Origin of the sequence: Pseudomonas sp. ICMP 10191, from assembly GCF_001467335.1 — a bacterium.
Classification (GTDB): domain Bacteria; phylum Pseudomonadota; class Gammaproteobacteria; order Pseudomonadales; family Pseudomonadaceae; genus Aquipseudomonas; species Aquipseudomonas cerasi.
In genome coordinates, this window is record NZ_LKGW01000138.1 from 1 (window position 1) to 9,665 (window position 9,665).

The window sequence follows — 9,665 nt, forward strand, 5'->3', positions numbered from 1 at the left end:
GGCGCGGGCGTGGCCCGCGGCTACCTGAACCGTGACGACCTGACTGCCGAACGCTTCCTCGCGGATCCGTTCAGCCGGCAGCCCCAGGCACGTATGTATCGCACCGGCGACCTGGGTCGCTTCCTGCCAGACGGCAATATCGAATACCTGGGCCGTAACGACGATCAGGTGAAGATTCGCGGCTTCCGTATCGAGCTCGGCGAGATCGACGCGTGTCTGGCCAGGCATCCTGCCGTCCAGGATACGGTAGTCACCGCTCGTGAAGACGTCCCCGGTGACAAACGCCTGGTGGCGTATTACACGGTCCGTTCGGCGCAAACGGAACCAGCCATCGACAGCCTGCGCGGCTGGCTGCTAGGGCAGTTGCCGGCCTACATGGTCCCGGTGGCTTACGTGCGTCTCGATGCATTGCCGCTCACCCCCAACGGCAAACTTGACCGCAAGGCGCTCCCTGCGCCGGGCGAGGGCGCGTTGATCAGCCGTGGCTACGAAGCTCCGCAAGGCGAGAGAGAAGTACTGATCGCCGATATCTGGCAAGACTTGCTAGGTGTGACGCAGGTTGGCCGACATGACCATTTTTTTGAGCTGGGAGGTCACTCCCTGCTCGCCGTCAGCCTGATGGAACGCATGCGTCAGGAAGGCCTGGAGGCCGAGGTCAAGTCGCTGTTCAAACACCCCACCCTCATGGAATACGCAGCAACAACGGAAAGAATGGAGATTGTTCTGTGAGCATGATTGAACTGTTGGCAGTACTGGAAGAGAAAGATGTGCAGCTCGCCGTCAAGGGCGACCAACTGGTCGTCAGCGGTAAGCGACAGTCCCTCATGGAGCCCGCCGTGCTGGCGCTGTTGCGCGAGAACAAGGCGGCATTGATCGAACTGATCAATGCCGGCGAGTATTACAGCGGCAAGGCCGATGAAGTGGAGGTTCCCGCCCAGGCGATTGTGCCGGGCTGCGAGCGCATCACCCCGGAAATGTTGCCGCTGATCAAACTCGACCAGGCAGCCATCGAAAGCATCGTTGCCCGCGTTCCTGGCGGCGTGCGCAATGTGCAGGACATCTACCCGCTGGCGCCGTTGCAGGAAGGCATTCTTTATCACCATATTGCCGCCGAACAAGGCGATCCATACGTGCTACAGGCACAGTTTACGATTGCCAGCCGGGAGCTTTTCGACGAGTTCACCACGGCCTTGCAGCAGATCATCGACCGCCACGACATCCTGCGTACCAGCGTGGTATGGGAAGGCCTGGACGAGCCGGTTCAAGTTGTGTGGCACAAGGCTGATCTGGTGCTCAGCGAAATCACCCTTGAGCCTGACGCCGGTACCGCCAGCGAGCAGTTGCAACAACGCTTCGACCCACGGCATTACCGCCTCGATATCAGCCAGGCACCCTTGCTGCGGCTGGCCTTCACCCACGACGTGGCCAACCAGCGCTGGGTGGCGATGTTGCTGTTTCACCACATCGCCATCGACCATGCGGCGCTGGACCAGATCCATCATGAACTCCACGCGCACCTGAGCGGTCAGGCCCACACCCTGGGCGAGCCAGTGCCGTATCGCAACTATGTGGCCCAGGCCCGGCTCGGCGTCACGAACAAGCAGCACGAAGGGTTTTTCCGCGAGATGCTCGGCGACGTCGACGAACCTACGCTGCCGTTCGGCCTGCACGATGTGCGCGGCGACGGCCATGGTGTCGAAGAAGCGCATCAGACCCTGCCTTTAGAGCTGAGCCGGCGCTTGCGAAATCAGGCCCGACTGCAAGGGGTGAGCGCGGCGAGCTTGCATCACCTTGCCTGGGCACAGGTGCTCGGGCGCCTGTGCGGGCGCAGCAATGTCGTATTCGGCACCGTACTGCTCGGGCGTATGCGCGGCGGCGAGGGGGTTCGCCGGGCCTTGGGGATGTTTATCAATACGTTGCCGCTGCGGGTGGACGTGGGTGAGCAGGATGTGCGCGCCGGGGTCAAGGCGACCCATATACGTTTGACTGCATTGCTCGGCCACGAACACGCCTCGCTGGCGTTGGCCCAGCGTTGCAGCGGTGTATCAGCACCGACGCCACTGTTCAGCGCACTGCTCAACTATCGCCACAGTTCCGCTGAAGCGGCGACCGATCAGGAAGTCACCGATCAGACCGCTCAACTCTGGGAAGGGATTGAGGTGAGGGGCGGCGAAGAACGCACCAACTACCCATTGATTTTATCCCTCGACGATTTTGGCGAAGGATTCAGCCTGAATGTTCAGGCTGTCACCGGTATCGGTGCCCAGCGGGTTTGCGGGTATATGCAGACGGCGCTGGAAAGCCTGGTGCATGCACTGGAGCAGACACCGCAGACGTCGTTGAACAGCTTGCCGATCTTGCCGGCCGACGAGCGTGAGCAGTTGCTGGTGCAGTTCAACGACACCGCGCTGGATTACCCGCAGCAACAGACCATTCACGGACTGTTTGAAGCACAGGTCGAGCGCACGCCAGATGATGTGGCCGTAGTGCATGGCGAACAACGTCTGACCTATCGCGAGCTTAACGAACAGGCCAACCGCCTGGCCCATGCCTTGCGCAAGCAGGGTGTGCAGCCGGATTCGCGGGTCGGGATTTGTGTAGAGCGCGGCGTGGAGATGGTCATCGGCTTGCTGGCGATCCTCAAGGCGGGCGGCGGTTATGTGCCGCTGGACCCGGCGTATCCGGTAGAACGAATTGCCTACATGTTGCAGGACAGCGCTCCGGCCGCAGTACTGGCACAAACCGCGACTCAGGGCTTGCTGGCCGACGTTTCAGCGCCTGTCATCAATCTTGATCTGAACGATTGGCAGGACCAATCCGTCCAGAATCCGCAGGTGCCGGGGCTGACTTCAGCGCATCTTGCCTACCTGATCTACACCTCGGGTTCCACCGGCCTGCCGAAAGGCGTGATGATCGAACACCGCAACACCGTTAACTTCCTCAGTTGGGCACACACGGCTTTCGACGGCTCTGAGGCAGCATCGAAGTGGTCAAAAACGTCCTTGAACTGCAACACGGCGAGCACGATATCGGCCTGATCAACACCGTACCGTCGGCGCTTAAAGCACTGTTGGACGTTGACGGGCTGCCGACGTCGGTCCATACGGTCAACGTCGCCGGTGAAGCGCTGAAACGCAGCCTGGTTGAATCGCTGTTCGACAAAACTGGTGTGCAGCGCCTGTGCAACCTCTACGGCCCATCTGAAACCACCACCTACTCAAGCTGGGTGGCGATGGACCGCGAAGATGGCTTCGCAGCGCACATCGGAAAGCCAGTCGGCAATACACAGTTCTACCTGCTGGACGAGCAACAGGAGCCTGTTCCACTGGGCGTTGCCGGTGAGATCTACATCGGCGGTACTGGCGTGGCGCGGGGTTATCTGAACCGTGACGACCTGACTGCCGAACGTTTCCTCAAAGACCCGTTCAGCCAAAACCCAGCGGCACGCATGTACCGCACCGGCGACCTGGGTCGCTACCTGCCAGACGGCAATATCGAATACCTGGGCCGTAACGACGATCAGGTGAAGATTCGTGGTTTCCGTATCGAATTGGGCGAGATCGATGCACGCCTGGCCAAACACCCGGCGGTCCATGAAGCGGTAGTCACCGCCCGCGAGGACATTCCGGGCGACAAACGCCTGGTGGCGTATTACACGGTCCAGTCCGCGCAAACGGAACCGAGCATCGAAATCCTGCGCGGCTGGCTGCAGGAACAACTGCCGGCCCACATGATCCCTGCGGCCTACGTGCGTCTCGACACAATGCCGCTGACCCCGAACGGCAAACTCGACCGCAAGGCCCTGCCAGCGCCGGACAGTGACTCACTGATCAGCCGTGGCTACGAAGCCCCACAAGGTGAAACCGAAACGCAGATCGCTACTATCTGGAAAGACTTGCTGGGCGTTGAACAGGTCGGTAGACATGACAACTTCTTCGAGCTGGGCGGACACTCACTGTTGGCAGTCAGCCTCATAGGGCACATGCGTCAGTTGGGCCTGAGCGCCGATGTGCGTGCGCTGTTCGGCCAGCCGACGTTGGCCGCACTGGCTGCTGCGGTCGGTGGTGGCACGGCAGTCATGGTGCCGGCCAATCTGATCGCCGGGGATTGCCAACGCATTACGCCTGAGCTGCTGCCGTTGATCAATCTGACCCAGGTGCAGATCGATCAGGTCGTGGCAAGCGTGCCGGGTGGCGTGGCGAATGTGCAGGACATCTACCCGCTGGCACCGTTGCAGGAAGGCATCCTCTATCACCACCTCGCCGCCGAAAGCGGTGATCCCTATGTGTTGCAGACTCAGTTCGCCTTTGATAACCGCGAACGTATGGACGCTTTTGCTCAAGCGTTGCAAACGGTTATAGACCGTCACGATATTCTGCGCACCAGTGTGGTGTGGCAAGGCCTTGAGTCCCCGCTGCAGGTGGTCTGGCGTAAGGCCCAATTGCACCTTGAAGCGCTTGAACTGGATCCTGTGAACGGCGATATCGGCGAGCAACTGCACAGCCGCTTCGACCCGCGTCACTACCGCCTGGACATCGGTCAGGCACCGTTGATGCGCGTGGTCTATGCCGAAGATCCGCCCAACCAGCGGATTTGCGCGATGTTGTTGTTCCACCACATGGCCCTGGACCACACTGCGCTGGAAGTGGTGAAGCACGAAATACAGAACGGCTTGCTCGGCGAGGCCGAAGCCTTGGCAGCGTCGGTGCCCGTGCCGTACCGCAACTATGTGGTTCAGGCACGCCAGGGTGTCAGCCAGGCTGATCACGAAACGTTCTTCCGCGACATGCTGGGCGATATCCTCGAGCCGACCCTGCCGTACGGCCTGCTGGATGTGCAGGGCGATGGCAGCCACGTCAAGGAAGCCAGCCTGACGCTGGACCCTCAACTGAATCTGCGCCTGCGGGCTCAGGCCCGGCAGCAAGGCGTCAGCGCCGCCAGCCTGGTGCATCTGGCCTGGGGCCAGGTGCTCGGCACTGTGTCGGGCAAGCGTGACGTGGTGTTCGGTACGGTGTTGATGGGGCGGATGCAGGCCGGTGAGGGCGCCGAACGCGCCTTGGGCATGTTCATCAACACTTTGCCGCTGCGGGTTTCGGTAGGTGAGCAGGGCGTGCGTGACGAGGTCAAGGCGACCCATAAGCGCGTGACCGCGTTACTCGGTCACGAACATGCATCCCTTGCCTTGGCCCAGCGTTGCAGCGGCGTTGCCGCACCGACGCCGCTTTTCAGCGCCTTGCTCAACTACCGCCACAGTGCAGCTGCCAGCGTTTCCGAACAGGCGATCCAGGCCTGGCAAGGTATTCATGTTCTGAGCAGTGAAGAACGTGCCAATTATCCACTGAGCTTGAGCGTCGATGACTTTGGCGATGCTTTCAGCCTGAATGCACAGGCGGTGGCGGGTATCGATGCGCGGCGCATCTGCGATTACATGCAGACCGCCTTGAGTCATCTGGTCGAAGCCCTTGAATCCGCACCGGATTCAGCGGTATGCAACCTGCAGGTGGTGCCGGAAGCCGAACGCCGACAACTGCTGTTGGCGTTCAACGACACCAAGCAAGACTACCCGCGGCAGCAGACCGTGCACGCCATGATTGAAGCCCGGGCAGTCAGCGCACCTGAAGGTGTAGCGGCTCAGGTGGGCGAGCATTGCCTGCACTACGGCGAGATGAACCATCGCGCCAACGCACTGGCCCATCACCTGATCAGTCTAGGCGTAGGTGTCGATGATCGCGTGGCGGTCATGGCCCGTCGCGGGCTGGACACGCTGGTGGCCATGCTCGCCGTCCTCAAGGCAGGCGCAGGCTATGTCCCGGTCGATCCGTCACACCCTGACGAACGCATTGCCTATCTGCTGGCCGACAGCGCACCCAAAGTGCTGCTGACCCAGCAGGCCCTGATGAACCGTGTGCCGCAAACGTCTGCACCGGTCATCGCCTTTGACCGCCCTGAATGGCCGCACCGCCTGGAAAACCCGCAAGTGGCAGGGCTCAACCCCACGCATCTGGCCTACGTGATCTACACCTCCGGCTCCACGGGCCAACCAAAGGGCGTGATGGTCGAGCACCGTACCCTCGGTAACCTGATCGACTGGCATTGTCAGGCCTTCGATCTGCAGGCTGGCAGTCATACCGCCAGCGTCGCAGGCTTCGGCTTCGACGCCATGGCCTGGGAAGTCTGGCCGGCGCTGTGTGCCGGGGCGACCCTGCACCTGCCGCCTGCGGACGTGAGCAATGAACAGATCGATGAGCTGCTCGACTGGTGGATCGCCCAGCCGCTGCAGGTGGCTTTCCTGCCGACGCCGGTCGCCGAATATACCTTCAGCCGCGACCTGTCTCACCCCACCTTGCGTACGCTCTTGATCGGTGGCGACCGTCTGCGCCAGTTCCAGCGCGATCCGGGCTTCACCGTCATCAACAACTACGGCCCGACCGAGGCCACAGTGGTCGCCACGTCGGGGCGTTTGCTGCCCGACGGCAGACTCGACATCGGCACACCGATTGCCAATACCCGCGTGTATCTGCTTGATGAGCATCAACAACTGGTGCCGCTGGGTGTGGCGGGCGAGCTGTACGTCGCCGGAGAAGGCGTGGCGAGGGGGTATCTGAACCGACCGGAGATGACCGCCGAGCGCTTTCTGCGTGATCCGTTCCACGCCGACGCACGGATGTACCGCACCGGCGACCTGGCACGCTGGAACGCCGATGGCACTCTCGACTACCTGGGGCGTAACGATGATCAGGTGAAAATCCGCGGCTTACGCGTTGAGCTGGGTGAAATCGAAGCACGCCTGGCCGAACACGCCGATGTTCGTGAAGCCGTGGTGCTGTGCCGCCAGGATGTTCCTGGTGACAAGCGTCTGGTGGCGTATGTCACGACGCAGCAGCCTGAAACGGTGCTCGATATCGAACATCTGCGCAGCCATCTGCAAGGCACATTACCGGACTACATGGTGCCGGCAGCCTACGTGCAGCTCGATGCGCTGCCGCTGACCGCCAACGGCAAGCTCGACCGCAAGGCCCTGCCAATGCCGGATGCGCAATCGCTGATCAGTCGTGGCTATGAAGCACCACAGGGCGAGGTTGAGATCCAACTGGCATCGATCTGGGCTGATGTACTCACGGTCGAACAGGTCGGTCGCCATGACCACTTCTTCGAACTGGGCGGCCACTCGCTGCTGGCAGTGAAATTGATCGAGCGCATGCGTCAGGTCGGTCTGAGTGCCGATGTGCGCGTACTGTTCAGCCAGCCTACGCTGGCGGCACTGGCGACAGCGGTCGGCGGTGGCACGGAAGTCGTGGTGCCAGCCAATCTGATTCCGGAACGCTGCGAACACATCACCCCGGACCTGCTGCCGCTGATCAGCCTGACTCAGGCGCAGATCGACTGCGTGGTAAAGCATGTGCCCGGCGGTGCTACTAACGTGCAGGACATTTACCCGCTGGCGCCTTTGCAGGCAGGTATTCTTTATCACCACATCAGTGCCGAGCAGGGCGATCCATACACCCTGAAAGCCCTGTTCAGTCTGCGCGACCGCGCACGACTGGACGATTTCAGCCACGCCTTGCAAGCGGTTATCAATCGTCACGATATCCTGCGTACCGCTGTACTGTGGGAAGGTCTCGACGAACCGGTGCAAGTGGTGCTGCGCCAAGCTGAAATGCACGTCACCGAGTTGTGCCTCGATCCGGTAAACGGCCCGATTGATGAACAGTTGCACGAGCGCTTCGATCCCCGGCATTACCGCCTCGATGTGCGTCAAGCGCCCTTGATGCAGATTGTCTTTACCCATGACCCGCTCAACGATCGCTGGCTGGCGATGCTGCTGTTCCATCACTTGGTCAATGACGCAACCTCGCTGTACGTGGTGCTGCATGAAATGCAGGCGCACTTGCTAGGTCAGGGTGCTTCTCTGGGTCAGAGCGTGCCGTATCGCAACTACGTGGCCCAGGCCCGGCTGGGTGTCAGCGATGCGCAGCACGAAGCTTTCTTCCGTGAAATGCTCGGTGATATCGACGAGCCAACGCTACCGTTCGGTTTGCAGGATGTGCAGGACGGCGGCGGTGACATCGAAGAGGCGAGCGTGATCCTGCCCGCTGAACTGAACCTGCGTTTGCGGACTCAGGCTCGACAGGCAGGCGTCAGCGCCGCGAGCCTGATGCATCTGGCCTGGGCACGGGTGCTCGGCAGCGTCTCGGCCCGTGAACAGGTGGTGTTCGGCACGGTACTGCTGGGCCGTATGCAGGCCGGCGAGGGTGCAGACCACTCGTTGGGCATGTTTATCAACACCTTGCCACTGCGCGTCGATATCGGCGCGACGACGGTGGTCGAGGGATTGAAAGCGACCCACGGGCAACTAACGGCTTTGCTGGGCCACGAACACGCGCCACTGGTACTCGCCCAACGCTGCAGCGGCGTGGATGCCCCGGCGCCACTGTTCAGTGCGTTGCTCAACTATCGACACAGTGTCGTGAGCGACGTTTCAGCGGAAACCGCCACTGCCTGGGAGGGGATCGAGTCCTTCGGTGCCAAAGACCATACCAACTACCCGTTGACCCTGAATATCGATGACGTAGGCAACGGTTTCAACCTGACGGTACTGGTCAGCAGCACCGTCGGTGCCAAACGCGTCTGTGGCTACATGCAGACCGTGCTGGAGCATCTGTCGAATGCCCTGGAGCAATCACCGTCCTCGACCCTCGACAGCCTGCCGATCCTGCCCGCTGCCGAACGTGAGCAGTTGCTGGTGAGGTTCAACGACAGCGCGCGGGACTATCCGCAGCAACAGACCGTGCATAGCCTGTTTGAAGCTCAGGTGCGGGCGTGCCCCGAGGCTTGTGCGGCAATCCACGACGGCGTTGCAGTGAGTTATGCCGAACTCAACATTCGGGCCAACCGTCTGGCGCGGCATCTGCTCGGTCTTGGCGTACAGCCGGGTGACAGCGTGGCGATTTTGCTGGAGCGCAGCCATGACCTGCTCGCCAGTCAACTGGCAGTGCTCAAGTGCGCGGCGGTGTATGTGCCGCTGGACATCAATGCACCGGTCGAGCGTCAGGCGTTCATGATCGAGGACAGTCAGGCGCGTGTACTGCTCGCTCACAGCCAAGTGTCGCTGGAAACCGCTGCCCAGCGTGTCGATCTCGACGGTTTGACCCTGAACGATCTGAAAGACACTGATCTGGCGTTGCCGCAGTCACTCTGGCTCTACCGGCACGCCTAAAGGTGTGTTGGTGCCGCATCGGGCCATAAGCCGTCTGGTGATCAACAACGGTTACGCCGATTTCAATGCACAGGATCGTGTGGCATTTGCCTCCAACCCGGCGTTTGATGCCAGTACGCTGGATGTCTGGGCACCGCTGCTCAATGGCGGCTGTGTGGTGGTGATCGGGCAGAACGACTTGCTCTCCCCATTGAATTTCCAGCGCCTGCTGACGGTAACCGTGCTGTGGATGACCGCCGGTTTATTCCATCAATACGCTTCGGGGCTGGGCGAGGCCTTTTCGCGCCTGCGCTACCTGATTGTCGGCGGCGACGTGCTGGACCCGGCCGTTATCGGCCGGGTGTTGGCGAATAATCCGCCACAGCATCTGCTCAACGGTTATGGCCCGACCGAGGCGACGACCTTTTCCGCGACCTGCGAGATTGTTTCGGTCGGCAATGGCCCTATT

Annotated in this window: 1 protein-coding gene and 1 pseudogene; both read left to right on the forward strand. The window is 61.3% G+C overall.

Features of this window, described 5'->3' with window-relative positions; genetic code table 11:
* On the forward strand, positions 1 to 729 hold a 729-nt coding region (locus AO388_RS21765), incomplete at its 5' end, for a phosphopantetheine-binding protein (RefSeq protein WP_153004001.1).
* A 38-nt stretch (positions 730 to 767) separates the two neighbouring features.
* Positions 768 to 9,665 (forward strand): annotated as a pseudogene (locus tag AO388_RS28975) (amino acid adenylation domain-containing protein); the annotation flags it as partial.